Below are 24,276 nucleotides of genomic sequence, written 5' to 3'. Positions count from 1 at the left end.
TGCCCTCGTCAAGGGGATCGTCGGTCAAGCCGGGGGCGCTGCCGCCGGACCTCCGGGATATTCCGGCCAGGAAGACGGGTGTGCGACCTCAGAGGACGACGACGGCGAGGCAGAGGACCACGAGGCCGGTGAGCAGGACGCGCAGCTGCATCCACCACCGCGGAGCGAGGCCCCACCGCCAGAAGGCGAAGTCGAGAACCAGAAGTCCCGCGTAGCCGAAGATCAGGTTCATGGCCGCCGACACGGGGCCGCCGCCCGTCATGAAAAAGGCCCAGAGCGCCGGGATCACCGACAACGCGTAGCCCGTGGCCGCGCGTCCGCCCTCCGCCTTCGTGGCGAAGCCCCAGAGCACGCCGGACATGAACGACAGGATTACCGCGCCGTAGTAGAGCTGCACGTAGGGCCCGATGAACCGCGGTCCGAGCGTCGCCTGCCCCCAGGCCGCCAGAGCGGGCACGAGCAGCGTGAGAGCGCCCCATGCGAACGGGATCACTCCGGCGAGGCCGAGGATCAGGGCGGAGCGGGGGATCTGGGTCATTGGCCGGGTCTCCTTCTGCACCCGGCAGGGTAGCGCGGCGCGCGGTCGGGTCACGCGCTCAGGCGGCGCGTTCGGCCGCGAGTCGCACTGCCAGCGCGGCGAAGAGCGCCGCGAAGCTGCGGTTCAGCCAGCGCATCGCCCGGGCCGAGGCCAGGAGCCGGTCGCGCGCGGCAGCGGCGAGGCTCGCGTAGCCCGCGAACACGGCGAAGGTCATCAGCATGAAGACGCCGCCTAGCGCCGACATCTCGGCGGTGGCGGTTTCGGGCGCGCCGCTCAGGAACGGAGGCAACAGGGCGAGGAAGAACACCGAGAGCTTGGGATTCAGTATGTTGATGAGCGCGCCCCGGCGGGCGATGCGGATCCCGCGCTCGCGCGTCGTGTCCGCCCCGACGGCCAGCGCGCCGCCCTGCCCGACCGACTGCCAGGCGAGCCACAAGAGATAGGCCACCCCTGCCCACTTCACTACGGCGAAAAGCAACGCCGACGTGTGCAACAGCGCCGCAAGGCCCACGGTCGCGGCGGCGAGGTGCGGCACGATCCCCGCGGTGCAGCCGAGCGCGGCCCAGAGGCCGGCGCGCCGCCCCTGCCCGAGCGAGATCGCGAGCGTGTAGAGGACGCCGGTGCCGGGCGCGATGACCACCACGAAGGCGGTCAGAAGAAACTGCAGGGACATGGACGATACCTCGGGCTGGACCGGGCCAGACTGCCCCGGCTCCGACCGCGAGGCAACGCCCGCGGCCTCAGGCAGGTTCGCGCAGGACCCGGGGGACCTTGAACTCGACGTGTTCCTCGGCGGTGGTCACCGTCTCGAGCGTCACGTCGTAGTGCTGGCGGAAGGCGTCGATCACCTCCTCGATCAGCACGTCGGGGGCGGAGGCGCCTGCTGTCAGGCCGAGCGAGCGGATGCCCTCGAGCGCGCGCCAGTCGATGTCGGCGGCGCGCTGCACCAGCTGGGCGTAGCGGCACCCGGCGCGGGCGCCGACCTCGACCAGACGCTTGGAGTTCGACGAGTTGGGCGCACCCACCACCAGCAGCGCGTCGCAATCCGGTGCCATCGCCTTGACCGCCTCCTGCCGGTTGGTGGTGGCGTAGCAGATGTCTTCCTTGTGGGGGCCGACGATGTTGGGGAACCGAGCCTTGAGCGCGGCGACGATCTCGGCGGTGTCGTCCAGCGAAAGGGTCGTCTGCGTCACGAAGGCGAGCTTGTCGGGATCGCGCACGCTCAGGGTGGCCACGTCCGCGGGCGTCTCGACCAGCAGGACCTCGCCCTCGGGAAGCTGCCCCATGGTGCCCACGGTCTCGGGGTGGCCGGCATGGCCGATCATCACCATCTGCAGGCCGTTCTCGCTGTGGCGCGCGGCCTCGATATGGACCTTGGAGACGAGCGGACAGGTGGCGTCGACGTAGACCATCTCGCGCTCGGCGGCCTCGGCCGGGACGGCCTTGGGCACGCCGTGGGCCGAGAAGATCACCGGGCGGTCGGGCGGGCACTCGTCCAGTTCCTCGACGAAGACGGCGCCCTGCTCGCGCAGGCTGTCGACCACGTACTTGTTGTGGACGATCTCGTGGCGCACGTAGACCGGCGCGCCCCATTTCTGGAGGGCCATCTCGACGATCTTGATGGCGCGGTCCACGCCGGCACAGAAGCCCCGTGGCGCGGCGAGATAGAGCGTGAGCGGCGGCAGCGTCATGGTCGGTCTCCTTCGGCCCCAGAGCTAAGCCATCGGCGGGAGTGGATCCAGTGGGGGGCGGCGCACGATTTCGCAGGCCGGGGCGCGTTCAGGCGGCCGCGGCCGTGCCCCAGGCGAGCAGCGCGTAGCGACCGGTCTTGGCGAGGGTGACGAGCAGAACGAACAGCCACGCCGGCGTGCGCATGATGCCGGCGATGACGGTGAAGGCGTCGCCGAAAGGCGCCCAGCTGAGCAGGAGAGTCCAGACACCCCAGCGGCTCCACCAGCCCTGCGCTCGGTCGAGCTGGCGGTCGGTGGCCGGGAACCAGCGGCGGTGGCGGAACCGCTCGAACGAAAGCCCGAGGACATAGTTCACCACCGCTCCGAGGACGTTTCCGAGGCTCGCTACGGCAACGAGCGTGCCGATTGCTGCCGCGTCACGCAGCTGCAGGGCGACGAAGACAACTTCGGATTGGAAGGGCAGGATCGTGGCTGCGCCGAAAGCCGCCGCGAAGAGGCCGCCCAGCGCGGCGAGATCGGGCCACATTGCGCTGGCTGGTCCGCCCTTAGCTGTTCACGGCTTCGACGTTGCGGTCGGACTGGTCGCGCGGCGGACGTCCGATCACTTCACGCAGCTCGTCGAGTTCGATGAAGTTGTCGGCTTGGCGGCGCAGTTCGTCGGCGATCATCGGGGGCTGGCTGCGGATCGTCGAGACGACGGACACACGCACGCCCTGGCGCTGCAGGCTTTCGACCAGCGGACGGAAATCCCCGTCGCCGGAGAACAGGACCACATGATCGATTCGCGGGGCAAGCTCCATGGCATCGACGGTCAGTTCGATATCCATGTTGCCCTTCACCTTACGGCGGCCCTGGCTGTCGGTGTATTCCTTGGCCGGTTTGGTGACCATGGTGAACCCGTTGTAATGCAACCAGTCGACCAGGGGGCGGATGGGGGAATAGTCGTCGTTCTCAAGAAGCGCGGTGTAGTAGAACGCCCGTAACATCTTGCCGCGGCGAACGAATTCCTGTCGCAGGAGCTTGTAGTCGATGTCGAAGCCCAGCGCCTTGGCAGCGGCGTAGAGATTCGATCCATCTATGAACAGCGCCAGCCGTTCGTCCTTGTAAAACATTAAAAGTCCCTTCGTGGAATATCGGGTGCCGGTAGGCCGTGAGTGTGAGGGGTGGCACCCTGAGCGCTGAAAAATAGATAGATTGGGTCAGGCTTCAAGCCAAACACCCAAGATGAACATATCCCAAAAGGATACGACCATTACCCAAATCGGACAAGATGGGCTGATTGCACTAGGAGCCAATCTGCCGGGGCGTTTCGGCCGCCCGGAGAAGGCGCTTGGCGCCGCGCTGCGGCATCTCGCGGAGCGCGGATTGCGGCTGCGCAGGCTCAGCCGTTTCTACGCAACCCCCTGTTTTCCCGCCGGAGCCGGGCCGGATTATGTCAATGCGGCGGCTTTGGTCACGGTGCCCTGCGCCCCCGAGAGAGTGCTCGAGATATTGCATTCGGTGGAGGCCGAGGCGGGTCGCGAGAGGTCCGCGCGATGGGCCGGCCGGACCCTCGATCTGGACCTTCTCGCGATAGGCGGAAAGACGCTTCCGGACGAAAAGACGCACGAGCGCTGGCGAGATCTGGCCGCCGAGCGACAGGCGGTCGAGGCGCCGGACCGACTCATCCTGCCGCATCCGCGCATCCAGGATCGCGGCTTCGTCCTCGTTCCGCTGGCCGACGTGGCGCCCGGATGGCGGCATCCGACCCTCGATCGCACGGTGCGCGAGATGCTGGACGCCCTGCCCCCGGAGGCGCGCGCGGGGATCGTTCCGCTCTGATGCCGCGCAGCGCCCGACGGGCGCCGATGCGCGATCCTTCACTCTTGTCAAGCCCCGCGATCCGCGTTAGACGTCCGGCTTTCGAGGAAACTCCCGAGTTTGGAGGCATCATGGCCCGCGTGACCGTGGAAGACTGCGTCGACAAGGTTCCCAACCGCTTCGATCTGGTGCTGCTCGCCGCACACCGGGCGCGTGAAGTGTCGTCGGGCGCTCCGATCACCGTTGAGCGCGACAACGACAAGAACCCCGTCGTCGCCCTGCGCGAGATCGCCGAAGAAACCCAGTCGGCGGACGAGCTTCGCGAACGGATGATCGAGTCGAACCAGACCCAGATCGAGGTCGACGAGCCTGAGGACGACGCGATGGCGCTGCTCATGGGCGCGGAGCCGGACAAGCCGGCCGAGGACGACATGTCCGAAGAGAAGCTGCTGCGCGCGCTGATGGAGGCGCAGGGCCAGGGCTGAGGTCCCTGACCGGCGCGATGGAGGCTCTGCGATGATCGCGGCCGAAGATCTGATCGCGCTGGTGCACAACTACAATCCGCGGACCAATGCGGACCTCATCCGGGCGGCCTACGATTACGGCGCCCGGATGCACGAGGGCCAGACCCGCCAGTCGGGTGAGCCCTACTTCACTCATCCCGTCGCCGTCGCCGCCATCCTGACCGAGCAGCAGCTCGACGACGCGACGATCGTGACCGCGCTCCTGCACGACACGATCGAGGACACCAAGTCCACCTATTCCGAGATCGACAAGACCTTCGGCCCCGAGGTCGCGCGCCTGGTCGACGGCGTGACCAAGCTGACAAACCTGCAACTGTCGTCCTCCGAGACGAAGCAGGCCGAGAATTTCCGCAAGCTGTTCATGGCGATGTCCAAGGACCTGCGGGTGATCCTCGTGAAGCTCGCCGACCGTCTCCACAACATGCGCACGATCCGCGCCATGCGGCAGGACAAGCAGATCCAGAAGGCGCGCGAGACAATGGACATCTACGCCCCCCTCGCGGGGCGGATGGGCATGCAGTGGATGCGCGAGGAGCTCGAGGACCTGGCCTTCCGCGTGCTTCAGCCCGAGGGTCGCGCCTCGATCATCCGGCGGTTCATCAACCTCCAGAAGGAAACCGGGGACGTCATCCACCGCATCACCTCGGACATGCGCCACGAGCTGGACAAGGTGGGCATCGACGCCGAGGTCTTCGGCCGCGCCAAGAAGCCCTACTCGATCTGGCGCAAGATGCAGGAGAAGGAGATGGGCTTCTCGCGGCTGTCGGACATCTACGGCTTCCGCGTCATCACCCGAACCGAGGCCGAGTGCTACGCCGCGCTCGGCGCGATCCACCAGCGCTGGCGCGCGGTGCCGGGCCGGTTCAAGGACTACATCAGCCAGCCCAAAACCAACGGCTACCGCTCGATCCACACGACGGTGTCCGGGCGCGACGGCAAGCGGGTCGAAGTGCAGATCCGTACCCGCCAGATGCACGAGGTCGCCGAGACCGGCGTCGCGGCGCACTGGTCCTACCGCGACGGCGTGCGCGCGCAGAACCCCTTCGCCGTGGACCCGGCCAAGTGGATCAGCCAGCTGACCGAGCAGTTCGACGGCGAGGACGACCACGACGAGTTCCTCGAGGTCGTGAAGCTCGAGATGTATTCCGACCAGGTGTTCTGCTTCACGCCCAAGGGCGACGTGGTGAAGCTGCCCAAGGGCGCAACGCCGCTCGATTTCGGATACGCGATCCACACGCGGATCGGGGCCGCCTGCGTGGGCGCCAAGGTCGACGGTCTGCGCGTACCGCTGTGGACGCGGCTCAAGAACGGCCAGTCGGTCGAGATCATCACCGCCGAGGGCCAGTCGCCGCAGGCCACGTGGCTCGAGATCGCGACGACCGGCAAGGCGCGCTCGGCGATCCGGCGCAGCCTGCGGGAGGCCAACCGAGACCGTTTCATCAAGCTCGGGCGCGAACTTGCCCGCTCGGCGTTCGAGGGCATGGGCAAGAAGGCATCGGACAAGGCCCTGTCCAAGGCCGCCGAGATCCTGCGCCTGCCGGATTCCGAGACCCTGCTCGCGCGGCTCGGTTCCGCGGAGCTGTCGGCGCGCGAGGTGGTGCACGCGATCTACCCCGACCTGCGCCCCAAGGAGAACAGCACCGTCGACCAGAAGCGTGCGGTCATCGGTCTGGATCACGATCAGGGCTTCACCCGCGCGCCGTGTTGCCAGCCGCTGCCGGGCGAGCGCATCGTCGGTATCGCACGGCGCGGCCGGGGCGTGATCGTCCACGCCATCGACTGCACCGCTCTGGCCCTTGTCGAGAACGAGCCGGACCGCTGGATCGACCTGCATTGGGCCGGCGGCAACCACCCTGCGGTCTACACCGTCACGCTTGATCTCACGATCGGGAACGACGCGGGAGTTCTGGGACGGATTTGCACATTGATCGGTGAGCGAAGTGCCAATATCTCGGACCTGCACTTCATGGACCGCAAGCCCGACTTCTTCCGGCTGTTCATCGACATCGACCTGCGTGACGCGGAGCATCTCCACAGCGTGATGGCCGCCCTTGACGCCGAGGCCGATGTCGCCACGGTCGAACGGCGCAGGGAGGCCGCTCTGGCCGAGGGCGCCGCGGCCGCGGAGTGACGCGCTAGGAACGGACGACACCGGGGAACGACAGTGGTCTTCAAGCGACGGGACAAACGGCCGGTCTGGAAGATCGTCTCCCAGACCGTCTGGCCACGAGGCGGATGGGCGCGCGCAGCACGCTACGTCCAACACCGGGTGAACCGGCTGCCCGACACCCCCGAAAAGATCGCCCGCGGCGTCTTTGCCGGGGTCTTCACCACGTTTTCACCGTTCTACGGTCTGCACTTCTTCATCTCGGCGGCGCTCGCCGTGATCCTGCGCGGCAACGTGATCGCGGCGCTTCTCGGCACCTTCTTCGGTAACCCGCTGACCTACCTGCCCATCGGTGTGATCTCGATGACCACGGGCTACTGGATGCTCGGCATCCGGACCGACCCGGCCGATCACACGTCGCTCGGGGGCAAGTTCATGGACGCGGGCGACGACCTCTGGGCGAACTTCGTCGCGCTCTTCACACCGGCTCACCCGCAATGGGAGGGGCTGGCGCTGTTCTACGACCAGGTCTTCTATCCCTATCTCGTGGGCGGCATCGTGCCGGGCATCGTGTGCGGGCTGGTGGCCTACTACATCACCGTGCCGATCATCCGCGCCTACCAGAACCGCCGCCGTGGCGTGCTGGCCGCCAAGCTCGCGGCACTCAAGGCGAAAAAGCCCGGACGCAAGAGCGAAGATCATGGCTGACGCGGGCCGGCCGGCGCCCTAGGTTGCCGCCAGACACACGCGCCCGCCCGCATCCGGAGACCACCATGACCCAGCCCCAGGGCCGCCTGCGCCTCGGCGTCAACATCGACCACGTCGCCACCCTGCGCAACGCGCGCGGCGGGGCCGTGCCCGACCCCATGCGCGCCGCGCGCCTGGCAGAAGAGGCCGGCGCAGACGGCATCACCGCGCACCTGCGCGAGGACCGCCGCCACATCCGTGACGAGGACATCGCGACCCTCGCCGCGATGCTGACCGTGCCGCTGAATTTCGAGATGGCCGCCACCGAAGAGATGCAGAGGATCGCTCTGAAGCATCGGCCGCACGCCGTCTGCCTGGTGCCGGAAAAGCGCGAGGAGCGCACCACCGAGGGCGGGCTCGACGTGGCGGGCGACGCCGACCGGCTCCGCGACTACATCGCGCCGCTGCGGGACGCAGGCGCGCGGGTGTCGTTGTTCATCGCGGCCGATCCGGCGCAGGTCGCCGCCGCCGCCGAGATCGGCGCCGACGTGATCGAGCTGCACACCGGGGCCTATTGCGACTACCACGCGGAAGGCCACATCGAGGCGCGCGACGCCGAGTGGGCCCGCCTGCGGGACATGGCCGCCGTCGCGACCGAGGCCGGGCTCGAGGTCCATGCCGGTCACGGTCTGTCCTACGACACCGTCGGTCCCATCGCCGGCCTGCCGCAGATCGTCGAGCTGAACATCGGCCACTTCCTGATCGGCGAGGCCGTCTTCGTGGGCCTCAAACCCGCCATCGCCGAGATGCGGCGCCTGATGGACAGCGCGCGCGGATGATCCGGGCGGCGCTCCTGACGGCGGCCCTGACCACCGCGACCGGGGCGCAGGCAGCGGCGGTCCGGGACTGCGACACGTTCGAGGCCAATGCCCGCAACCTCGTCCTCCCGGTCGAGGAGGGTGTGCGCACCTTCGCCAACGGCAACGTGCGGCTGCTGCACCTCGACACCGGCGGCGAACCTGCCTGCTGCTCGGCGCACCTCATGGTGCTTTTGCCGGACCCGGAGCTTCCGGGACAGGTCTGCGTGCTGATCTCGGCCGACGACCGCAGCGGCTTCTACGCCATCGACCTCCCCGGCACGAAGGCGGCCTACGACCCGGCCACGGGGCTATCGCTCGAGGTGCCGGTGGCGCTTCACGACGGCACGGCCAGCACGCCGCGGCGCCTGCGCCTCCGGATCAACCAGCAGACCGGGGTGGTCGACGCCACGCAGGAGGACATGCCATGACCCCGACCGACGCCGAACTTCGCGCCCTCGACGCGGTGATCGACCGTGCCGTGCAGCGCCATGCCGACGAGGGCGGCGGCATCCTGTTCACCGCCGCCGTGGTGATGGACGGCGAGACGCTCGCGCTTTGCGACAACGAAAGCGCGCAGGACTGCGACGCCTCGCGCCATGCCGAGATCGTGGCCATGGCTCGCGCGCAGCAGGCGCTGGGGCGCACTGACCTGTCAGGCGCCACGCTCATCGCGTCGATGCAGCCTTGCGAGATGTGCCTGTCGGCGATGCGGTGGGCTGGGATCGACCGTCTGGTGTTCGCCATGACGCAGGAGCGCGCCCCGGCCTTCTTCCAGTTCCCGCAGCTCTCGATCGACGATTTCGCCCGCGCGGCCGATGACGGGTTCGACTGGTCGGGCGGGCACGGCGCCGACCGGGTGGCGCATATCTACGAGGACGGCGCATGATCCTCGGCGTCGGCACCGACCTGTGCAACATCGAGCGTATCGCCAGGACGCTCGAGCGCTTCGGCGACCGCTTCCGCAACCGCGTGTTCACCGAGGTCGAGCAGCGCAAGGCCGAACGCCGCGCCGACACGCCGGGCACCTACGCCAAGCGGTGGGCCGCCAAGGAGGCCTGTTCCAAGGCCCTCGGCACGGGCCTCCGTATGGGCATCGCGTGGAAGGACATGGCCGTCGCCAATCTGCACACCGGCCAGCCGGTGATGGAGGTGACCGGCTGGGCGCGCGACCGGCTGGCCGAGATGACTCCGGAGGGGCACGAGGCGATCATCCATGTCACGCTCACCGACGACCATCCGTGGGCGCAGGCGTTCGTGGTCATCGAGGCCCGCCCGCGCCCCTGAGGCGCCACCCCGCCGCACCCCCGCTTGCTTGACTTGTCGCCCCCCCGCGCCCATGAAGCCCCGGCAGGCGCAGGCAGGAAGGCAGCCCCATGGCGAAGGACAAGAAGACGTCGTCCGGCGGCGGCATTCTCGAGACGATCAAGACCGTCGTCTACGCGCTTCTGATCGCCGGCATCTTCCGCACCCTGTTCTTCCAGCCGTTCTGGATTCCGTCCGGCTCGATGAAGGACACGCTGCTGATCGGCGACTTCCTCTTCGTGAACAAGATGGCCTACGGCTATTCCTACGCCTCGTGCCCGTCGCTCTACCTGCCCGGGATCGGCATCGACATCGACGCCTCGGACCTCTGCGGCTTCCTCGACGGCGACAACACGCGTCTCTTCGGCACGGCGCCCGAACGCGGCGACGTCGTCGTGTTCCGCCACCCGGTCACCGGCCGCGACTTCATCAAGCGCGTGATCGGCCTGCCGGGCGAGCGCATCCAGGTCCGCGAGGGCCTGCTTTATATCAACGACGAGCCGGTCGAGATCCAGGACGACGGCACCTTCACCGAAATCGCCGAGCCGCAAGGGCCACAGCGTCTGCGGCCGCGCTGCGCCAACGGGCCCGTCGGCGACGGTGGCGCCTGCGAGAAGGAAAAGCTGGTCGAGACCCTGCCGAACGGCGTCGCCCATTCGATCCTCAACATCTCGAACCAGGGCTCGGACAACACACCGGTCTACGAGGTGCCCGAGGGGCATTACTTCATGATGGGCGACAACCGGGACAACTCGTCGGACAGCCGCGTGCCGGCCGTCGCGGGCGGCGTCGGCTTCGTGCCGTTCGAGAACCTCGTGGGCCGCGCCTCGCGGGTGGTGTTCTCGTCGGCAGGCAGCTCGATGCTGTTCTTCTGGACCTGGCGCGGCGACCGCTTCTTCGAGAAGATCGAGTGAAGCGCTCGGCGGCGCTCAATGACCTCGAGGCCCGGCTGGGCCACCGCTTCGACCGACCGGAGCTTCTGGCGCGCGCGCTGACGCATTCCTCCATGTCCGGCCCCGGCCGCGAGGACAACCAGCGGCTGGAGTTCCTAGGCGATCGCGTGCTGGGCCTTGTCATGGCCGAGGCGCTGCTGGACCGCGACCCCTCTGCCGCCGAAGGCGCGCTGGCGCCGCGCTACAACGCCCTCGTCCGCAAGGAGACCTGCGCCGAGGTGGCCGCCGCCTGCGGCATCGGGGAGGCGCTGCGCCTCGGCCGGTCCGAGCGGATGTCCGGGGGCCGGCGCAAGATGGCGCTTCTGGGCGACGCGATGGAGGCGGTGATCGCCGCGGTCTACGCCGACGGCGGCTTCGACGCCGCGAAAGCGCTGATCCTGCGGCTCTGGGGCGACCGCATCGACCGGGTCGAGCGCGATGCCCGCGACCCCAAGACCGCGCTGCAGGAATGGGCGCAGGGCCGCGGCCTCTCGCCGCCGGCCTATGTCGAGACCGGCCGCGAGGGCCCCGATCACCAGCCCGTCTTCACCATCGAGGCCCGCCTGACCACGGGCGAAAGCGCCTCGGCCGTAGCCTCGTCCAAGCGCCAGGCCGAACAGGCCGCCGCCGCCGAGCTGCTGGACCGGCTCGAGGGGCGGCAGTGACCCCCAACCTTCGCGGCAGCGCCCTTATGGTCGCGGCGATGATGGGGTTCGCAGTGGAGGATGCGCTGTTCAAGGCGGCGACGACAGGGGTCTCTCCCGGCCTCGGCACGCTGATCTTCGGGCTGCTTGGCCTCACGATCTACGCGGCGCTGGTGCGGCGGGCGGGCCTGCCGGTGTGGACGCGCGGCTATCTCGGGAAGACGATGCTGGTGCGCTCGGGCTTCGAGGTCATGGGGCGGCTGTTCTTCGCGCTCGCGCTGGCCTACGCGCCCCTGTCCGTGACCTCGGCGATCCTTCAGGCGGCGCCCCTGGTGGTCACGCTCGGCGCGGCGCTGTTTCTCGCCGAACCCGTCGGACCGCGCCGCTGGATCGCGATGGGCGTGGGATTCGGCGGCGTGCTCATGATCCTGCGACCCGGCCTCGACGGCGTGGCGCCAAGCGCGCTCTTCGCGCTTCTCGGCATGATCGGCTTCGCGGCCCGAGACCTCGCCACGCGCGCCAGCCCGCCCGAGATCTCGGCCACGCAGCTCGGCATTCCCGGTTTCGCCACCGTCACGCTGGCGGGTGCGGTGATTCTGATCGCCGAAGGCGGCTGGCCCGGTCCGCCGGACGCGCGCGCGGCGGGGCTGTTGTGCGCCACCGCGCTCTGCGGGGTGTCGGCCTACTTCGCCCTGACGCTTGCCATGCGGACGGGCGAGGTCTCCGTGGTCGCGCCCTTCCGCTACGCCCGGCTTCTGGCCGCGCTGATCCTCGCCTTCGTCGTGTTCGGAGAGCGCCCCGACTGGCCCACGCTCGCCGGCGCGGCGCTGATCGTGGGCTCGGGCCTCTACACCCTCTGGCGCGCGCGCCGGACCTCTGGCCAAATGGCCCCGGGCGCGGTAGATGCCGCGGTCGCCAGGAAGGACAGCACACCATGACCACCCGCGCCGGATTCGTCGCCCTGATCGGAGAGCCCAACGCGGGCAAGTCCACGCTCCTCAACCGGATGGTCGGAGCGAAGGTGTCGATCGTCACCCACAAGGTCCAGACCACACGCGCCCGCGTGCGCGGCGTCGCGTTGGAGGGCGACAGCCAGATCGTCTTCGTGGACACGCCGGGCCTGTTCAAGCCACGCCGCCGGCTCGACCGCGCCATGGTCGCGGCCGCCTGGGGCGGGGCCGCGGATGCCGATGTGGTGGTCCTGCTGATCGAGGCCCATCGCGGCCTGACCGAAGGCGTCGAAGCGATCCTCGAACGCCTGCCCGAAATCGGCGAAGGCCGCCGCGTGGCGCTCGCCATCAACAAGATCGACCGCGTGAAGGCCGAGACACTGCTGGCCCTCAGCGCGAAGCTGAACGAGGCTTACGGCTTTGCCGAGACCTTCATGATCTCCGCCGAGAAGGGATATGGCTGCGACGATCTGCGCCGCTGGCTGGCCGAGAGCCTGCCCGAAAGCCCGTGGCTCTACCCCGAGGACCAGATCGCCGATCTGCCCATGCGGATGATTGCCGCCGAGATGACGCGCGAGAAGCTCACCCTGCGCCTCCACCAGGAGTTGCCCTACCAGCTGACCGTGGAGACCGAGGCCTGGGAAGAGCGCAAGGACGGCTCCGCGCGGATCGACCAGGTGATCTACGTGGCGCGCGACGGTCACAAGGGCATCGTGCTCGGCCACAAGGGCGAGACCGTCAAGGCAATCGGACAGGCCGCCCGCACCGAGATCGAGGAGTTCCTCGGCCGTCGCGTGCACCTGTTCCTGCAGGTGAAGGTCCGCGAGGGGTGGCTGGAAGAGGCCGAACGCTATTCCGAGATGGGCCTCGAATTCCGCGACGGCGATGGCTGAGCCCCGCCTTGCCACCGAGGTCTGGGTCGCGGCCTACCGCAAGCGACTCGACCTCGCGGGCATTCCCGCCTTCGTCACGGCCAAGGGTGACACGACCGCGGGCGCGGTTCTCGTGAAGGTGGCGCGCATGGACGGCACGGCGGAGTTGTTCAGCCGCCGCTTCGACCTGATGACAGACACCCGCAAGTGGGAAAGCATCGCCCAAGGCCCCGAGGCCGAGATCGACACCCGCATCGCCCGAGACCGCAGCACCGATCCCGACCTCTGGGTGGTCGAGATCGAGGACCGCCACGGCCGCCACCTGCTGGACGAGCCGGGCCTCGCCTGATCCCCGCGCGCGATCTTTTTATCTAAAAAGATTGCGCGGGCCCGCGCGGCAGCCGAAATTCTTTATATAAAGAATTTCCGCCCGGCGGTCTTGCCTCCCGCCGTTCTCCGACGAAGCTTCATCTCATGGACTGGCGTGACACCGGCATCCTGCTCTCCGTGCGGCGTCACGGCGAAAGCTCGGCGATACTCGACGTCTTCACCGAGACGCGCGGGCGCCATGCCGGCGTGCTGCGCGGCGCCACGTCACGCAAGATCGCGCCCACGCTTCAGCCCGGCTCCGAGCTGGACCTCCACTGGCGGGCGCGGCTCGAGGACCACATCGGCACCTACCATGCCGAACCGCGTCGCTCGCGTGCCGCGCAGGCGATGGCGGACCCGGTGGCGCTGGCCGGGCTGAACGCAGTCACCTCGCTACTGTCCTTCGCCCTGCCCGAACGACAGGCCCACGCGGACCTCTACCGCGGCACCGGGATCGTGCTCGATACCCTCGGGAACCGCGACCTCTGGCCGCTGGCGTATCTGCGGTGGGAGGTGCTGCTGCTCGAACAGACCGGCTTCGCCCTCGACCTCGGCGAATGCGCTGTCACCGGTCGGACCGAGGGGCTGGCCTACGTCTCGCCCCGCACCGGCCGCGCCGTGACAGCCGAGGGCGCCGGCGCCTGGGCCGACCGGCTTCTGCCGCTGCCCCCGGTTCTGGCAGGGTCGGGCAACGCCGCTCCTTCGGACATCGTCACCGCGCTCGAGACCACCGGTCACTTCCTCACCCATCACCTGGCCCCGTCGCTCGGCGAGAAACCCCTGCCCACCGCCCGCGCGCTCCTGCTCGACCGATTGCGCCGTGCGGCAGGCGACGGACCCGCGGGCGCTGGCCCCGCGTTGGGCGGATGAGACCTTCCGCAACCCCCGGAATCCCGCTAGGACGCTGACATGACGCTGAACCTGCCGACCCTCCTGACGGTCCTGCGCCTGCTCGCCGCGCCGGGCGTCGCGATCATGTTCCTGTATTTCACGCGGCCGTTCGCGGACTGGCTCGCGCTGATCCTATTTGTCGGCGCCGCTGTGACCGACTGGTTCGACGGGCACATCGCCCGGAGCTGGAAGCAGGAGACCAAGCTCGGCGCCATGCTCGACCCGATCGCCGACAAGGCGATGGTGGTGATAGCGCTGATGGTCATCGTCGGCTATTCGTCGATGTCGCCGTGGCTGGTGCTGCCCGCGACCTTCATCCTCTTCCGCGAGGTGTTCGTGTCAGGCCTGCGCGAATATCTCGGCGACACCGCAGGCACGCTCAAGGTCACATCGCTGGCCAAGTGGAAGACGACCCTGCAGATGATCGCCATCGCCGTGCTCTTCGCCCAGGGCGTCTGGGAGCACTACCTCGGCGTCGCCAGCTGGGGCATGGATTCGAGCATGATCGCCGACATTCTCGAGGGCCGCGAAGAGGACGTGCAGGGTCTGCACTGGAAGCTGCGCGGCATGGTCTGGACCGGCAATATCGGCATCGCTCTTCTGTGGATCGCCGCGGCGCTGACGCTGATCACCGGCTGGGACTACTTCCGCAAGGCGACGCCCCACCTCAAGGAGACCGCGTGATGGACGTTCTCTATTTCGCTTGGGTCCGCGAGCGCATCGGCCTGCCGAAGGAACGGGTCGAGACCGATGCCGCCACCGTGGCCGACCTCGTGTCGGAACTGCGCGCGCGCGAGGACCGCTATGATGCCGCCTTCGCCGACCTTTCGGCGCTGCGCGTGGCCGTGGACCAGGAACTGACCGACTTCGACGCGCCGCTCGCCGGCGCGCGCGAGGTCGCCTTCTTCCCGCCGATGACCGGGGGCTGAGATGCGGATTGTCGTGCAGGAGGCGCCCTTCGACTACGGCGCGGAGTGCGACGGCTTCGCGACGGGCCGGACCGACGTCGGGGCCGTGGTGACCTTCGCTGGCCTCGTGCGCACGGATGCCGACCTCGACCGGATGGAGATCGAGCACTACCCCGGCATGACCGAGAGCGCGCTCACCGCCATCGCCGAGGAGGCCGCGCGGCGCTGGTCCCTGCAGGACGTTCTGGTGATTCACCGCGTCGGCCCGATGCGGCCGGGTGAGCGCATCATGATGATCGCCACCGCCGCCCCGCACCGGCGCGACGCGTTCGAGGCGGCGGAATACCTGATGGACTACCTCAAGTCCCGCGCCCCGTTCTGGAAAAAGGAGCACGGGCCGCAGGGTGAGTCGTGGGTCGAGGCGAAGGCGACCGACGAGGACGCGCTGTCGCGCTGGTGAGGCGCGAAGGTGATCGGAATGGAAGACGGGCCCATTGCCCGCCACCTGTTTCGAGCCCGACGAAGATAGCCTGCGAAGAGGCGAAACGCCACCTCTAGCCGACGCCTTCCCCGGTACACGCAACTCAAGAGCGCGACGCGGGATTCGCTGAAAGCATCCGGCCCCGGGCAACGCCTTTGCTCACCGGTCAAGCCGAGGCGCAACGGCAACGGCTTCTGCTCGCCTTAACCGCGTGTTCAGCTGTCGCATCGACAGGTCCAGCGCCACCACACGGCGCTGTGCTTCGCTCGAAGACGCACCCCGAACGCAGTGCGAGCGCCTCCGTACCCGGAAGGCGCCCGCCCGAGCCCCGGCCTGCCGGGGCGAGATGACCGGCGCGGCGCATCAGCGCCGCTCCGCCGGATCAGGCCTCTGCCAGCTCCATGAGGCCCTGCTTCTCGACCTCCGCCATCGCCTCGTCGAGCGAGGTGCGCGCACGCTCGATCAACGTGTCGATCTCGTCATCGGAAATCGTCAGCGAGGGCGACACGATCATGCGGTCACCCACGTGCCGCATCACAAGGTTGTTGGCGAAGCACCGCTCGCGACAGATCAGGCCGACGGTCCCGGCATCCGCCTTGAACGCCGCACGGCTTTCCTTGTGCGGTGTCAGCGCGATCGATCCCATCATGCCGACGATCTTGGCCTCGCCCACCATCGGGTGATCCGTCAGGCTCTCGAACTTCTGCTTCAGGTAGGGCGCGGTGTGGTCGCGCACGCGGTCCACGATCCCCTCCTCGTCGAGCAGGCGCAGGTTCTCGAGCGCCACGGCGCAGGCCACCGGGTGGCCCGAATAGGTGTAGCCGTGGTTGAATTCGCCGCCGCCGATCACGTCAGCGATCTCGTCGGACACGATCGAGCCACCGATCGGCTGGTAGCCCGAGGACATGCCCTTGGCGACCGTCATGATGTCCGGGCGGATGCCCACGGTCTCGGAGCCGAACCAGTTGCCGGTGCGCCCGAAGCCGCAAATGACCTCGTCGGCGATCAGCAGGATGCCGTACTTGTCGACGATCTTCTGCACCTCGGGCCAGTAGGTCTCGGGCGGGACGATCACGCCACCGGCACCCTGCACCGGCTCCGCGATGAAGGCCGCCACGTTGTCGGCGCCGATCTCGAGGATCTTGTCCTCGAGCAGCTTCGCGCGGGCGCGGCCGAAGTCCTCGGGGGTCATGTCGCCGCCCTCGGACCACCAGTCGGGCTGGTCGATGTGGTGGATGTCGGGGATCGGCATGCCGCCCTGCGCGTGCATCCCCTTCATGCCGCCGAGCGAACCCGACCCCACGGACGAGCCGTGATAGGCGTTCCAGCGCGAGATGATCGCCTTCTTCTGCGGCTGGCCCTTCATCTCCCAGTAGGTGCGCACGAGACGGATGTTGGTGTCGTTCGCTTCGGACCCCGAGGATGCGAAGAACACGTGGTTCAGGTGGTCGGGCGCCAGTTGCGCGAGCCGCTCGGCCAGCTTGATCGCCGGCACGTGGCTGGTCTGGAAGAAGGTGTTGTAGAACGGCAGCTCCGCCATCTGCGCCGCGGCGGCCTCGACCAGTTCCTGCCGGCCGTAGCCGATGTTCACGCACCACAGGCCCGCCATCGCGTCGAGGATGCGGTTGCCCTCGCTGTCGGTCAGCCACACGCCGTCGGCCGATGTGATGACCCGGACGCCCTTGTCCCGCAGGCCCGCGCCGTGGGTGAACGGATGCAGGTGGTGCGCGGCGTCGAGGCGCTGAAGCTCGGCGGTGGGCGGCAGGTTGGTCAGAGCGGTCATGAGCACCTCTTTCGGACTGGCATGGGAAAGGGGCGGCACGACCGCCGCCCGGTTGCGCGCCAAAATATGATCAAATTAGCCGATGTCAATCTCGCGCGGGCCCCGCAGATGGGCCGCGATGCGGGCCATGCCCTGCGACACGTCCTCGGCCATCGCCCGCGCCGCCGCGTCGGCGTCCTGCTCCGCGATGGCCTCCAGCATCTCCTTGTGGCGGTCGGGCAGGCCCAGCGCCTCGGCGCCCTCGCAGACCACCCGCAGCGACGGCCCGAAGCGCAGCCACAGACCGTCCGCCAGCGCCGACAGGATCGGGGCCTTCGCCCCGGCGTAGAGCATCGCGTGAAAGCGGTGGTTTTCGCGCAGGTAGGCCGGCACGTCTCGCCTCTCCATCGCGGCGTCGAGGCGGGCATCTGTGTCGCGCAGCGCGCGTTGCGCCTCGGCGTCGAGGCGCCCCACCGCCCGCCGCGCAAGCTCGGGCTCGATCGCAAGGCGGGCGACGTTCAACTCGTCCACCGCACCTGCGTCGAGCACCGGCACGGTGATCCGGCGGTTGCCGCGAAACTCGAGCGCGCCCTCGGCGGTCAGGCGCCGCAGTCCCTCGCGAACGGGCGTCATGCCGGTGCCGAGCGTGTCGGTCAGGCCCTGGATCGTGACCGGCTGGCCGGGCTCCAGTTCTCCGAACAGCACCATCTCGCGCAGGCGGCGATAGACCTGTTCGTGCACCGGCAGGCGCGTGAACGCGCCGGTGTCGGAGGAAACGAGGTCCGCGTGGACCGAGCGGGCTGCACCGTGATCTGCCATGTGCCGAGTATGCCGATGCTGCGCGGCGGCACAACCGCGACCGAGGGCTCTGGCCCTTCCCGCCGGCGCGGCCTAACGTCCGCCCATGACACGCCTTTCGCCGCGCCTCACCGGTCCCCGCCTGCACGAACCCGCCGCCTTCGTCGACGAGCCGGGGCGCTTCTGGGCGCGCACGGCACCGCCCGTGTGGCCCGCGCTGGACGGCGATACCCGGGCCGAGGTCGCCGTGATCGGTGGCGGCTTCACCGGCACCTCCGCCGCGCTGCACCTCGCCGAGGCGGGTGTAGACACGGTCCTGCTCGAAGCCGCCGACCCGGCGTTCGGCGCGTCCGGTCGCAACGGCGGGTTCTGCTGTCTCGGCGGCGCCAAGGCCGGCGCGGCGCTGATGCGGCGGCGCTATGGCGCGGATGGGCTGGCCGAATGGCACCGCGCCGAGGTCGCCGCCGTGCAGACCGCCACCGGCCTCATCGCCCGGCACGGCATCGACGCGGATACCCACAGCGAGGGTGAAACGCAGGTCGCCCACACCGCCCGCGCGATGCAGCGCCTCCGCGCCGAGGCTGCCGCCGCGCCCGAGACCTATGGCGTCACAGCGCGGGTGATCGAACGCGACGCGCTACGGCAGGCGGGGCTGGGCGGACCGTTCCACGGCGCGGTCACGATCCCCATCGGCTTCGCACTGGACCCGGTGCGCTATCATTGCGGGCTGGCCGCGGCCGCCACCGCCGCAGGCGCGCGCTGCCACGCGGAAAGCCCGGTAACCGCGATCACGCCCGACGGCCCGCGCTGGAGGCTGGCGACGCCGCGCGGCACCGTCACCGCCGACCGCGTGATCGTGGCCACCAACGGCTACGGAGCCGAGGACATCCCGCCGTGGATCCGGGGCCGGACGCTGCCCGCCTTCTCGAACGTGATCGTCACCCGCCCGCTCACCGAAGACGAGCGCGCGGCGCAGGGCTGGACATCGCGCCAGATGGCCTATGACACGCGCAAGCTGCTGCATTACTTCCGGCTCCTGCCCGACGACCGCTTCCTTTTCGGGATGCGCGGCGGGCTGTCGGCGCGCCCGGGCGAGGCCGCGACCAACCGCAAGCGCATCCGCGCACACTTCGCGGCGATGTTTCCGCATTGGAAGGACGTGGGGATCGAGCACGACTGGACCGGGCTCGTCTGCCTGAGCGCCAAGCTGACGCCCTTCGTCGGACCGGTACCCGACATGGCGGGCGTGTTCGCGGGGTTCGGCTACCACGGCAACGGCGTCGCGATGGGCAGCCACGCGGGCCGCATCCTCGCGGCGCTGGCGCGGGACGAGACGCCCGATACGGTCTACCCCGCGGCGATGCGCGACGAGCCACCCCGCTTTCCGCTGGGCCGCTGGCGCCGCCTGCTGCTGCGACCGGCCTACACGGCGGCGGAACTCTTCGACCTGTAGGGGGCTCAGCCCTGCGGCGTCATACCGGCGCGGGTGCGTCCACGCTTCAGGCCAAGGTGACGCTCGCGCAGGATGATCGCCACGCCGGACGCGATGACGATGGCCGCGCCGCACAGCATCCAGACCGTCGGCACGTCGCCGAAGACCACGTAGCCGAGGATCAGCGCGAAGATCATCGAGGCGTAGTCGAACGGCGCCAGCAATCCGGCCTCTCCGAAGCGGTAGGCCGAGGTGATGAGGATCTGCGCGATGCCCCCGATCACGCCCGCGGCGACCAGCAGGGCCGCGTCCTGCGCGTCGGGGATCACCCAGCCGAACGGCAGGGTGCACAGCGCCAGAAGCGTCGAGGTCAGCGAGAAGTAGAACACGATGGCCGAGGTCTCTTCCTTGGCCACGAGGCGGCGCAGCTGGATCTGCACAAGCGCGCGGAAAACGCTGGCGAGCAGAACGAGCCCGACCCCCATCGCGGCCCCGCGCGTGGCGTCGTCGAGGGTCAGGCGCGGCCAGACGATGATGCTGACCCCGATGAGGCCCGCGGCGACCGCGCTCATCCGGAAAGCGCGCACCTTCTCGCCCAGGAGCAGCGCGCCGAACAACACCGTGAGGATCGGCGCGGCAAAGCCGATCGCCGTCACCTCGGGCAGCGGCAGGAGACCCAGACCGGCAAAGGTGCAGCCCATTGCCGAGACGCCGATCAGCCCGCGCCAGAGATGCCCCACCGGGTCGTTCGTCCGCAGGCCGGTGGACAATTCGTGGCGCTGCGCCAGCCACAGCAGGATCACCGGCATGGCAAAGAACGACCGGAAGAACACCGCCTCGCCGGCGGGGACGTCGGGCGCCGTCGCCTTGATCATCGCGGACATCACGACGAACAGGACGACCGAGCCGAGCTTGAGGGAGATGCCGCGCAGGGCGTTCATGGAAGCGGTCCGTTCAGGTCGCTCCCGGTCTGCGTCGCCCGCCACCCGAGGTCAAGGTGCGGGCCGGGTTGCAAGAATCGGGCAGCTCTCGCCGCCCGTGGCCGTGAACCGTCGTCAGCTCGTCTCGAGGCAGTGCCGCCGGAACGCCCGCTTGAGCAGGTCGAGCTCGGCCCGCAGAAGCTCCATCTCGGCGCGGATGTCGTCGCCGACCGCTTCACCCGCCACGATGGTGAAGCTGCCGAGCGCGGCGCCGTTGCGCTCGTCGTGGATCAGGAACGTATGGGTGCCGTCGCCGATCGTCTCGGGCGGCACCGGCACGCGCAGAACCCAGCCGTTCGTGCCACCGCCCTCGGCCACCACCACGCCGCGCAACGGCCGGTCGAGATGCGAAACGGCGACCTGCGGCGGTGGCGCATCGGCGGACTCGGTGGTCACGACGCCCTCCCAGACGCCTTCGACGAAGCGGGTCTTGGTCAGCGTGTAATCGGTCATGGGCGGGAATCCTCGGCGCGGCAGGCGATCAGAGTTCTGCGCGGGGGCGACGGCTGAAGGTCAGGTCGCGCAGCACCACCTGGTTCATCTGCGGGCCCTCGAAAATGATGTCGAGCCACAGCTTCTCGACCCGCTTTTCGTTCAGCTTGGTGTAGGCGAGGTCGAACTCCACCCGCACGTCCTCGTCGCCCAGAGGCAATTCCCGGACGATCTGCTCCACGTTGGGGCCGTGCTTGACGTTCAGCCGCACGAAGATCTCGAGCGGCTTCTCCATCTCGACGATGGTGTCGAGCCGAAGCAGGTGGCGCCGGGTCAGACCGCGGGCGGCGGCCTCGGGCAGTTCGACCGCCAGCGACAGGTAGGAACCCTGGAAGCGGAACACGTCCAAACGCAGGCCGAACGGCGCAAGGTCGGCCTCGCGCGTGTTGCGGATCTGGCGCAGGGTCAGCTCGGAAGCCGGACAGTCGTGGAACAGCGTCGCCTCGCGGCCGAGACCAGAGGCCGATTGCACCGAGGCGATGCCGCGCACCGGCAGAGGGCCGGTCCATGCCTCGGGACGCCAGGCCCAGTCGGCATCGTGGGGGCGGGGAAAGGACTGGTTGCCGATGGCGGGCAGCGCGAGGCGGTTCTCGGCGGTGTGCAGCAGGGTCTCGAGCTGCCATTTCAGCCGCCGCGCATCGCTGCGCTGGCGCTTGAGCTCGTCGAGGGGCGCGTCCGAGGCGGCCTCGGCCCGGCGGGTCCAGGAACGCAGCGCCCCGCGCTGCACCATGCGGTCGATCGGTCCCGCCTTGCGCCCTGCCATGTCGGTGCCCCCTGCCCTTGCCCCTGTAGCGTCGCGCGGATCAGCCGCCCGACGGGCCTCTGGCCGGTCGCCCGGTCAGCGCGCCACCGGCGGGACTGCCGGCCCGGATGGCGCGGCGCACCGACCCGAGGAACTGCCCGCCGTCGTCCCCCGCAAGCGAACTGCCCTCGGGCGCGTAAAGCGCCAGCGACACCAGACGGTTCGCCACGAGGAACGCCCCGCGCCAGTAGCGCGGATCGCCGTTCGGAAGCACCCTCTCGCCGCCCGTTTGCATCTGCGCCACCACGAGGTCGCCCCCCGAACGGCCCGGCCGCGCCGCACCACCCGACAGCCGCGCGAACGTCTCGGCGGTGGGCAGAACGGGGGCGGGCTCGGGCGCACCCACGGTCACGGTGACCAGGGCCGGCGCGACATTCGGTCCGGCCCCCGGCCCACCGAGGATCCGGCAACTCGCGAGAACGGCAAAGCCGGTGTCGTCATCGCTTTCGACGGTGACCGGATCGACGCAGTAGCCGCGAGGTCCCGCCACCACGACGGCGCCGCCCGCGACCGCGGCCCGCGGCACCGGCGGCGGGCCGTCGCCGGGCTTGGACAGTGCATCGCGCCCGCCCGAAGTGCCGGGGCTCTCGAACCCCGACAGGAAGCCGCGCGCCTGCCCGTTCGCGTCCATCTCGCAGCCCGCGAGAGCGGCGATCAGACCCAGCCCGAGAAGAGCGCGCGCGATCCCCATCAGAGGTCCATGTAGACGTGGGTTTCGGCCGTGGCACCCGGATGCGTGACCGCGCCCTTGTAGGTCGCACCGACGAGCTGGGCATATTTCCAGAGCGCGCCCGCGGCGTAGTTCGTCTCACGCGGGCCGGACCATGCCTGGCGGCGGGCGTCCATCTCCTCGTCCGAGATATCGACGCTGATCTCACCCTTCACGGCGTCGATGGTGATCATGTCGCCGGTCTTGAGCAGCGCGATGGGGCCGCCCTGAGCCGCCTCGGGACCCACGTGACCCACACAGAAGCCGCGCGTGGCACCCGAGAAGCGCCCGTCCGTGATCAGCGCGACCTTCTTGCCCATGCCCTGACCGGACAGGGCCGCGGTTGTAGCCAGCATCTCGCGCATCCCGGGGCCGCCCGCGGGTCCCTCGTTGCGGATGACGATGACCTCGCCTTCCTCGTAAGACCGCGCCTTGACCGCCTCGAACGCCTCTTCCTCGCACTCGAAGACGCGCGCCGGGCCGGTGAACACCTGGTGCTCGGGTGCGATGCCCGCGACCTTCACGATGGCGCCCTCGGGGGCGAGGTTGCCCTTGAGGCCGACAACGCCGCCGGTCTTGGTGATCGGCGTCTCGATCGGGTAGATCACCTTGCCGTCGGCGTTGCGCGCGATCTTGTCGAGCTCCTCGCCGATGGAATTGCCGGTGGCCGTCACGCAGTCCTCGTGGATCAGGCCGGCCTTGCGCAGTTCCTTCATCACCACCGGGATGCCGCCGGCATCGTAGAGGTCCTTGGCGACGTGCGTGCCGCCGGGCTTCAGATCGACGAAATAGGGCGTGTCGCGGAAGATCTCGCACACGTCGTCGAGGTAGAACTCGATCCCCGCCTCGTGGGCGATGGCCGGCAGGTGCAGGCCCGCGTTGGTCGAGCCGCCGGTGCAGGCGACGACCCGCGCGGCATTCTCGAGGCTCTTGCGGGTGACCACGTCACGGGCGCGGATGTTCTTCTCGATCAGGTCCATGACCGCGCGGCCCGATGCCTCGGCGAAGGAGTCGCGGCTCTCGTAGGGGGCGGGCATGCCCGAGGAATTCATCAGCGCGAGGCCGATCGCCTCGGAGACGCAGGCCATGGTGTTGGCGGTGAACTGGCCGCCGCAGGCGCCTGCCGAGGGGCAGGCCACCCGCTCGAGCATGTCGAGCGCGGCGTCCGAGAGCTGTTCGTTCTGGTGCCGGCCCACGGCCTCGAACATGTCCTGCACGGTCAGGTCGCGGGTGCGGAAATCCTCGGGGATCTCGTCGACCTGGGGCGCCTTGCCCGGCAGGATCGAGCCGCCGTAAATGAACACCGACGGTACGTTGAGGCGGACCATCGCCATCATCATCCCCGGCAGCGACTTGTCGCAGCCCGCGAGCCCGACGATCGCGTCATAGCAATGGCCGCGCATGGTCAGCTCGACCGTGTCGGCAATCGCCTCGCGGCTGGCGAGCGAGGAGCGCATCCCCTCGTGGCCCATGGCGATGCCGTCGGTCACGGTGATCGTGGTGAATTCGCGCGGGGTGCCGAAGCCCTGCTTCACGCCCATCTTCACCGACTGCGCCTGGCGGTTCAGCGCGATGTTGCACGGCGCGGCCTCGTTCCAGCAGGTGGCGACGCCGACGAGGGGCTGGTGGATCTCCTCCTCGGTCATTCCCATCGCGTAGTAGTAGGAGCGGTGCGGCGCGCGGGCCGGGCCCTCGGTCACGTGGCGGCTGGGCAGCTTCGTCTTGTCGAACGGGCGCTTGAGCAT

At 69.2% G+C, this 24,276-nt stretch carries 30 protein-coding genes; 18 read left to right on the top strand and 12 right to left on the bottom strand.

The genetic code is table 11. The features are described from left to right. Positions 1–88: 88 nt before the first annotated feature. The 5 genes from BMX29_RS10445 to BMX29_RS10425 all read right to left on the bottom strand — a co-directional run bounded on the left by BMX29_RS10445 (position 89) and on the right by BMX29_RS10425 (position 3,341). Positions 89–538: a DUF3429 domain-containing protein gene (locus BMX29_RS10445; protein WP_092812501.1), complete on the bottom strand. Its 450-nt coding sequence runs from the start codon at positions 536–538 to the stop codon at positions 89–91. A gap of 58 nt (positions 539–596) precedes the next feature. Then, positions 597–1,211, bottom strand: coding sequence for a LysE family translocator (locus BMX29_RS10440; RefSeq protein WP_092812499.1), 615 nt, complete (start codon positions 1,209–1,211; stop codon positions 597–599). Positions 1,212–1,278: 67 nt separating this feature from the next. Further along, positions 1,279–2,229 (bottom strand): 4-hydroxy-3-methylbut-2-enyl diphosphate reductase, encoded by a 951-nt coding sequence (gene ispH, locus BMX29_RS10435; RefSeq protein WP_092812497.1) that lies wholly within the window; start codon positions 2,227–2,229, stop codon positions 1,279–1,281. Positions 2,230–2,317: 88 nt separating this feature from the next. After that, complete coding sequence (locus BMX29_RS10430) at positions 2,318–2,755, bottom strand: YqaA family protein (protein ID WP_092812495.1); 438 nt, start codon at positions 2,753–2,755, stop codon at positions 2,318–2,320. A gap of 19 nt (positions 2,756–2,774) precedes the next feature. Then, positions 2,775–3,341, bottom strand: coding sequence for a LabA-like NYN domain-containing protein (locus BMX29_RS10425; protein WP_043845163.1), 567 nt, complete (start codon positions 3,339–3,341; stop codon positions 2,775–2,777). Positions 3,342–3,453: 112 nt separating this feature from the next. On the opposite strand from BMX29_RS10425, the gene folK reads away from it, so the two are divergent. The 17 genes from folK (at position 3,454) to BMX29_RS10340 (ending at position 15,535) form a co-directional block, all read left to right on the top strand. Then, complete coding sequence (gene folK / locus BMX29_RS10420) at positions 3,454–4,050, top strand: 2-amino-4-hydroxy-6-hydroxymethyldihydropteridine diphosphokinase (RefSeq protein ID WP_092812493.1); 597 nt, start codon at positions 3,454–3,456, stop codon at positions 4,048–4,050. 110 nt (positions 4,051–4,160) lie between these two features. Continuing rightward, complete coding sequence (gene rpoZ, locus BMX29_RS10415; protein ID WP_043845166.1) at positions 4,161–4,514, top strand: DNA-directed RNA polymerase subunit omega; 354 nt, start codon at positions 4,161–4,163, stop codon at positions 4,512–4,514. A gap of 31 nt (positions 4,515–4,545) precedes the next feature. Continuing rightward, positions 4,546–6,684, top strand: a complete 2,139-nt coding sequence (locus BMX29_RS10410) for a RelA/SpoT family protein (RefSeq protein ID WP_092812490.1) — start codon at positions 4,546–4,548, stop codon at positions 6,682–6,684. A gap of 33 nt (positions 6,685–6,717) precedes the next feature. Beyond that, a complete protein-coding gene (locus BMX29_RS10405) occupies positions 6,718–7,368 on the top strand; it encodes a DUF2062 domain-containing protein (RefSeq protein WP_043845169.1) in 651 nt (216 codons plus the stop codon). Positions 7,369–7,433: 65 nt separating this feature from the next. After that, the gene (locus BMX29_RS10400) at positions 7,434–8,186 is read left to right on the top strand and encodes a pyridoxine 5'-phosphate synthase (RefSeq protein ID WP_043845170.1); all 753 of its coding nucleotides are present in this window, start codon (positions 7,434–7,436) and stop codon (positions 8,184–8,186) included. Continuing rightward, a complete protein-coding gene (locus tag BMX29_RS10395) occupies positions 8,183–8,635 on the top strand; it encodes a hypothetical protein (RefSeq protein ID WP_092812488.1) in 453 nt (150 codons plus the stop codon). Before BMX29_RS10400 ends, BMX29_RS10395 begins: the two co-directional genes overlap by 4 nt. Next, positions 8,632–9,093 carry a nucleoside deaminase gene (locus tag BMX29_RS10390; protein WP_092812486.1) on the top strand — a complete coding sequence of 154 codons (462 nt, stop codon included), beginning with the start codon at positions 8,632–8,634 and terminating at the stop codon, positions 9,091–9,093. The genes BMX29_RS10395 and BMX29_RS10390 overlap by 4 nt, the downstream gene beginning before the upstream one ends. After that, on the top strand, positions 9,090–9,491 hold the full coding sequence (acpS, locus tag BMX29_RS10385) for a holo-ACP synthase (protein ID WP_092812484.1): 402 nt from the start codon (positions 9,090–9,092) through the stop codon (positions 9,489–9,491). The genes BMX29_RS10390 and acpS overlap by 4 nt, the downstream gene beginning before the upstream one ends. 89 nt (positions 9,492–9,580) lie before the next feature. Beyond that, a complete protein-coding gene (gene lepB, locus BMX29_RS10380) occupies positions 9,581–10,423 on the top strand; it encodes a signal peptidase I (protein WP_092812482.1) in 843 nt (280 codons plus the stop codon). Continuing rightward, positions 10,420–11,106, top strand: a complete 687-nt coding sequence (gene rnc / locus BMX29_RS10375; protein ID WP_092812480.1) for a ribonuclease III — start codon at positions 10,420–10,422, stop codon at positions 11,104–11,106. Before lepB ends, rnc begins: the two co-directional genes overlap by 4 nt. Further along, positions 11,103–12,023, top strand: coding sequence for a DMT family transporter (locus BMX29_RS10370; protein ID WP_244889210.1), 921 nt, complete (start codon positions 11,103–11,105; stop codon positions 12,021–12,023). The genes rnc and BMX29_RS10370 overlap by 4 nt, the downstream gene beginning before the upstream one ends. Beyond that, positions 12,020–12,928 (top strand): GTPase Era, encoded by a 909-nt coding sequence (era, locus tag BMX29_RS10365; RefSeq protein ID WP_092812476.1) that lies wholly within the window; start codon positions 12,020–12,022, stop codon positions 12,926–12,928. Before BMX29_RS10370 ends, era begins: the two co-directional genes overlap by 4 nt. Then, the gene (locus tag BMX29_RS10360) at positions 12,921–13,256 is read left to right on the top strand and encodes a DUF1491 family protein (RefSeq protein ID WP_092812474.1); all 336 of its coding nucleotides are present in this window, start codon (positions 12,921–12,923) and stop codon (positions 13,254–13,256) included. The genes era and BMX29_RS10360 overlap by 8 nt, the downstream gene beginning before the upstream one ends. 125 nt (positions 13,257–13,381) lie before the next feature. Next, positions 13,382–14,146 carry a DNA repair protein RecO gene (recO, locus tag BMX29_RS10355; RefSeq protein WP_051487785.1) on the top strand — a complete coding sequence of 255 codons (765 nt, stop codon included), beginning with the start codon at positions 13,382–13,384 and terminating at the stop codon, positions 14,144–14,146. A 39-nt stretch (positions 14,147–14,185) separates the two neighbouring features. Next, positions 14,186–14,851, top strand: a complete 666-nt coding sequence (gene pgsA, locus BMX29_RS10350; protein ID WP_043845180.1) for a CDP-diacylglycerol--glycerol-3-phosphate 3-phosphatidyltransferase — start codon at positions 14,186–14,188, stop codon at positions 14,849–14,851. Continuing rightward, a complete protein-coding gene (gene moaD, locus BMX29_RS10345) occupies positions 14,851–15,096 on the top strand; it encodes a molybdopterin converting factor subunit 1 (RefSeq protein ID WP_043845182.1) in 246 nt (81 codons plus the stop codon). Before pgsA ends, moaD begins: the two co-directional genes overlap by 1 nt. A 1-nt stretch (position 15,097) precedes the next feature. Then, the gene (locus BMX29_RS10340; RefSeq protein ID WP_092812472.1) at positions 15,098–15,535 is read left to right on the top strand and encodes a molybdenum cofactor biosynthesis protein MoaE; all 438 of its coding nucleotides are present in this window, start codon (positions 15,098–15,100) and stop codon (positions 15,533–15,535) included. A 403-nt stretch (positions 15,536–15,938) separates the two neighbouring features. Here the strand turns inward: BMX29_RS10340 and BMX29_RS10335 are convergent, their stop codons facing one another. Beyond that, on the bottom strand, positions 15,939–17,339 hold the full coding sequence (locus tag BMX29_RS10335) for an aspartate aminotransferase family protein (RefSeq protein WP_092812470.1): 1,401 nt from the start codon (positions 17,337–17,339) through the stop codon (positions 15,939–15,941). A gap of 75 nt (positions 17,340–17,414) precedes the next feature. Continuing rightward, on the bottom strand, positions 17,415–18,137 hold the full coding sequence (locus tag BMX29_RS10330; RefSeq protein ID WP_081749791.1) for a GntR family transcriptional regulator: 723 nt from the start codon (positions 18,135–18,137) through the stop codon (positions 17,415–17,417). Positions 18,138–18,222: 85 nt separating this feature from the next. On the opposite strand from BMX29_RS10330, the gene BMX29_RS10325 reads away from it, so the two are divergent. Continuing rightward, a complete protein-coding gene (locus BMX29_RS10325; protein ID WP_092812468.1) occupies positions 18,223–19,569 on the top strand; it encodes an NAD(P)/FAD-dependent oxidoreductase in 1,347 nt (448 codons plus the stop codon). A 5-nt stretch (positions 19,570–19,574) separates the two neighbouring features. Here BMX29_RS10325 and BMX29_RS10320 read toward each other — a convergent pair whose 3' ends face one another. The 5 genes from BMX29_RS10320 to ilvD form a co-directional block, all read right to left on the bottom strand. After that, the gene (locus BMX29_RS10320) at positions 19,575–20,489 is read right to left on the bottom strand and encodes a DMT family transporter (protein ID WP_092812466.1); all 915 of its coding nucleotides are present in this window, start codon (positions 20,487–20,489) and stop codon (positions 19,575–19,577) included. 114 nt (positions 20,490–20,603) lie between these two features. Continuing rightward, a complete protein-coding gene (locus BMX29_RS10315) occupies positions 20,604–20,981 on the bottom strand; it encodes a hypothetical protein (protein WP_092812464.1) in 378 nt (125 codons plus the stop codon). 28 nt (positions 20,982–21,009) lie between these two features. Beyond that, positions 21,010–21,783, bottom strand: a complete 774-nt coding sequence (locus BMX29_RS10310) for a DUF6478 family protein (RefSeq protein ID WP_092812462.1) — start codon at positions 21,781–21,783, stop codon at positions 21,010–21,012. 40 nt (positions 21,784–21,823) lie between these two features. After that, complete coding sequence (locus BMX29_RS10305; protein WP_092812460.1) at positions 21,824–22,513, bottom strand: hypothetical protein; 690 nt, start codon at positions 22,511–22,513, stop codon at positions 21,824–21,826. Beyond that, on the bottom strand, positions 22,513–24,276 hold the full coding sequence (gene ilvD, locus BMX29_RS10300) for a dihydroxy-acid dehydratase (protein ID WP_092812458.1): 1,764 nt from the start codon (positions 24,274–24,276) through the stop codon (positions 22,513–22,515). The genes BMX29_RS10305 and ilvD overlap by 1 nt, the downstream gene beginning before the upstream one ends.

It is taken from the genome of Roseivivax marinus (genome assembly GCF_900109705.1).
In the GTDB taxonomy this organism is placed as follows: domain Bacteria; phylum Pseudomonadota; class Alphaproteobacteria; order Rhodobacterales; family Rhodobacteraceae; genus Roseivivax; species Roseivivax marinus.
Note: the sequence above shows the minus strand (reverse complement) of the source record. Positions and strands in the feature narration are given on the sequence as shown.

Coding starts and splice junctions, on each gene's coding strand:
- BMX29_RS10445 (WP_092812501.1), bottom strand. CDS start 538: ATGACCCAGATCCCCCGCTCCGCCCTGATCCTCGGCCTCGCCGGAGTG.
- BMX29_RS10440 (WP_092812499.1), bottom strand. CDS start 1,211: ATGTCCCTGCAGTTTCTTCTGACCGCCTTCGTGGTGGTCATCGCGCCC.
- ispH (WP_092812497.1), bottom strand. CDS start 2,229: ATGACGCTGCCGCCGCTCACGCTCTATCTCGCCGCGCCACGGGGCTTC.
- BMX29_RS10430 (WP_092812495.1), bottom strand. CDS start 2,755: ATGTGGCCCGATCTCGCCGCGCTGGGCGGCCTCTTCGCGGCGGCTTTC.
- BMX29_RS10425 (WP_043845163.1), bottom strand. CDS start 3,341: ATGTTTTACAAGGACGAACGGCTGGCGCTGTTCATAGATGGATCGAAT.
- folK (WP_092812493.1), top strand. CDS start 3,454: ATGAACATATCCCAAAAGGATACGACCATTACCCAAATCGGACAAGAT.
- rpoZ (WP_043845166.1), top strand. CDS start 4,161: ATGGCCCGCGTGACCGTGGAAGACTGCGTCGACAAGGTTCCCAACCGC.
- BMX29_RS10410 (WP_092812490.1), top strand. CDS start 4,546: ATGATCGCGGCCGAAGATCTGATCGCGCTGGTGCACAACTACAATCCG.
- BMX29_RS10400 (WP_043845170.1), top strand. CDS start 7,434: ATGACCCAGCCCCAGGGCCGCCTGCGCCTCGGCGTCAACATCGACCAC.
- BMX29_RS10395 (WP_092812488.1), top strand. CDS start 8,183: ATGATCCGGGCGGCGCTCCTGACGGCGGCCCTGACCACCGCGACCGGG.
- BMX29_RS10390 (WP_092812486.1), top strand. CDS start 8,632: ATGACCCCGACCGACGCCGAACTTCGCGCCCTCGACGCGGTGATCGAC.
- acpS (WP_092812484.1), top strand. CDS start 9,090: ATGATCCTCGGCGTCGGCACCGACCTGTGCAACATCGAGCGTATCGCC.
- lepB (WP_092812482.1), top strand. CDS start 9,581: ATGGCGAAGGACAAGAAGACGTCGTCCGGCGGCGGCATTCTCGAGACG.
- era (WP_092812476.1), top strand. CDS start 12,020: ATGACCACCCGCGCCGGATTCGTCGCCCTGATCGGAGAGCCCAACGCG.
- BMX29_RS10360 (WP_092812474.1), top strand. CDS start 12,921: ATGGCTGAGCCCCGCCTTGCCACCGAGGTCTGGGTCGCGGCCTACCGC.
- recO (WP_051487785.1), top strand. CDS start 13,382: ATGGACTGGCGTGACACCGGCATCCTGCTCTCCGTGCGGCGTCACGGC.
- pgsA (WP_043845180.1), top strand. CDS start 14,186: ATGACGCTGAACCTGCCGACCCTCCTGACGGTCCTGCGCCTGCTCGCC.
- moaD (WP_043845182.1), top strand. CDS start 14,851: ATGGACGTTCTCTATTTCGCTTGGGTCCGCGAGCGCATCGGCCTGCCG.
- BMX29_RS10340 (WP_092812472.1), top strand. CDS start 15,098: ATGCGGATTGTCGTGCAGGAGGCGCCCTTCGACTACGGCGCGGAGTGC.
- BMX29_RS10335 (WP_092812470.1), bottom strand. CDS start 17,339: ATGACCGCTCTGACCAACCTGCCGCCCACCGCCGAGCTTCAGCGCCTC.
- BMX29_RS10330 (WP_081749791.1), bottom strand. CDS start 18,137: ATGGCAGATCACGGTGCAGCCCGCTCGGTCCACGCGGACCTCGTTTCC.
- BMX29_RS10325 (WP_092812468.1), top strand. CDS start 18,223: ATGACACGCCTTTCGCCGCGCCTCACCGGTCCCCGCCTGCACGAACCC.
- BMX29_RS10320 (WP_092812466.1), bottom strand. CDS start 20,489: ATGAACGCCCTGCGCGGCATCTCCCTCAAGCTCGGCTCGGTCGTCCTG.
- BMX29_RS10315 (WP_092812464.1), bottom strand. CDS start 20,981: ATGACCGATTACACGCTGACCAAGACCCGCTTCGTCGAAGGCGTCTGG.
- BMX29_RS10310 (WP_092812462.1), bottom strand. CDS start 21,783: ATGGCAGGGCGCAAGGCGGGACCGATCGACCGCATGGTGCAGCGCGGG.
- BMX29_RS10305 (WP_092812460.1), bottom strand. CDS start 22,513: ATGGGGATCGCGCGCGCTCTTCTCGGGCTGGGTCTGATCGCCGCTCTC.
- ilvD (WP_092812458.1), bottom strand. CDS start 24,276: ATGCTCAAGCGCCCGTTCGACAAGACGAAGCTGCCCAGCCGCCACGTG.